The following is a 1,986-nucleotide window of genomic DNA, read 5'->3' as shown; positions in this document are numbered from 1 at the left end:
CGCGCGGCGGCCGCCCGGCCGGGGCCCGGGGCGCGGCGGCCGGCCCCGCGGGCGCCCCCCGGGGCCCCACGGGCGGGGCGGCCCCTCTCGGGGCGGGGGGGGGGGGGGGGGGGGGGGGGAGGCGTACAGGTGCATGCCTGACTCCTTGGCCTGGGGACGGCGAGAGCTGGACACCGGTGCGGAGAACGCCACCCCCTCCCCCGGGAGCATGGGGGCGTGCAGGGGACAGCGTCACGGCGGCCGGGTCAGAGCTCTCACTGAGAACGTCATGCCCATGTCATTCCGCTGTCATCGGGCACCGCGCCAAGCCGCCGTCGGGAGCGTATAGGATAGGAAAGTTTCCTACCAGTGGTTCAACACGACTGCCGACAGGGCCGGATGGGGGTCGGGCGTGCACCCGATGGCGGCGCCCGCGGTCGTCCCGCTGCGGCACCGCCGCCGACGGCCTGGTCAGGGTCCTGGAGCCGTCGACCCGGTGGGAGCAGCGATGTTTCCGTCCGGACCCTTCCAATCCGGCCGTGCGCACGCACGATGAGCGACATAACCGGAGAGTCCGGGCGCGGGGAGCAGTTCCGGGAGTCCGGACGGTTCGGCGCTGTCAGTTCTGCTGCCTGTGTGCGGGAGTCGGCAGGCTGTCGTCCTGCGCCGCCCGCGGGGCGGGCAGCGGAGCGAGTCGGGGCTGCCAGATGTAGGCGGTGGGGTCGAAGCGGTTCAGGCGGCGTGTGAGGCGAGGGGTAGACCAGGGCCACGCGAAGGTGTTGCGGCCACTGGGGGTGAGGTAGTAACTGGTGCAGCCTCCGGTGTTGTAGACCGTGGATGCCAGCGCCTTCTGTACGGACTTGTTGTGGGCGTTTTGAACGCCGGGCCGGACATCCAGGGCCTGGTTGCCGGTCTGGCCCAGATGGGTCAGGGCGCTGGCGAGGTAGGTGAGCTGGGCTTCCAGCACGGTGACGGCGGAGGTGGACCCGCCGAGCAGGTTGGGGCCCAGAAGCAGGAAGAGGTTGGGGAAGCCGCTGACTGTGGTGCCGAGGTAGGCCTGTGGTTCGCCGTCCCAGGCATCGTGCAGGGTCCGGCCGTCCGCGCCGTACAGGGTCCGGGCCAGGGGGAGTTCACCGACGCGGAAACCGGTGGCGGTGATGAGGACGTCCGTCTCGGCGACCGTCCCGTCGGCGCCGACGACCTCGTTGCCCCGCACGGCGCTCACCGCGGTGGCGTGCAGGCGCACGTGCGGCCGGCTCAGGGCGGGGTAGTAGGTGCTGGAGGTGAGCAGGCGCTTGCAGCCCAGCCGGTAGTCGGGCGTGAGGGCCCGGCGCAGCTGCGGGTCGGCGACGGCGAGTCGAAGGTGCGCCAGGGCGCCGGCTTCGAGGAGGCGTGCCAGCTTCGGGTGACGGAAGGCGTAGCCGAAGCCTTCCTGCAGGGCGTACTGGGATGCGCGCAGGCCGCGGCGGGCACCGGGCAGGCGGCTGACGACCTGGTTGAAAGCGCGGGGCAGGGGCAGGTCGGGCTTGGGCAGGATCCACTGGGCGGTGCGCTGGAAGAGGTGCACGGCCGCCGCCCGGTCGGCGATGGCGGGAACGACCTGCACGGCTGAGGCGTCGCTGCCGACCACGCTCACCCGCTTCCCGGACAGGTCGACGCTGTCGTCCCAGCGGGCGGTGTGGAGTACGGGGCCGGCGAATCCGTCGAGCCCCGGCACGTCCAAGGGGCGTGGGACGTGCCACGGACCGGTGGCCATGACCAGGACCGCGGCGCTGTAGGAGCCGTCGTTGGTCTCCAGCAGCCAGCGCCCGACGGCTGGATCCCACCGGGCTTCGCGCACCTCCACGCCGCAGCGCAGCACCTCGGCGAGGCCGTACCGCTCGGCCGTGGCGGCGAGGTAGGCACGGATCTCCTCCTGTCCGGCGAACACGCGGCTCCAAGCCGTGTCCGGGGTGAAGGAGTAGCTGTAGAGCGTCGAGGGCACGTCGCAGGCACAGCCCGGATAGG

General features: G+C 72.6%; 1 protein-coding gene. It reads right to left on the bottom strand.

What is annotated here, in order from left to right; all coding sequences use genetic code 11:
* Positions 1 to 598: 598 nt before the first annotated feature.
* Positions 599 to 1,986, bottom strand: a 1,388-nt coding sequence (locus ACFV0Q_RS41080) for a flavin-containing monooxygenase (protein ID WP_385013166.1), incomplete at its 5' end; no start/stop codon positions are given.

The organism is Streptomyces sp. NPDC059564 (assembly GCF_042735575.1).
Lineage (GTDB): Bacteria > Actinomycetota > Actinomycetes > Streptomycetales > Streptomycetaceae > Streptomyces.
Note: the sequence above shows the minus strand (reverse complement) of the source record. Positions and strands in the feature narration are given on the sequence as shown.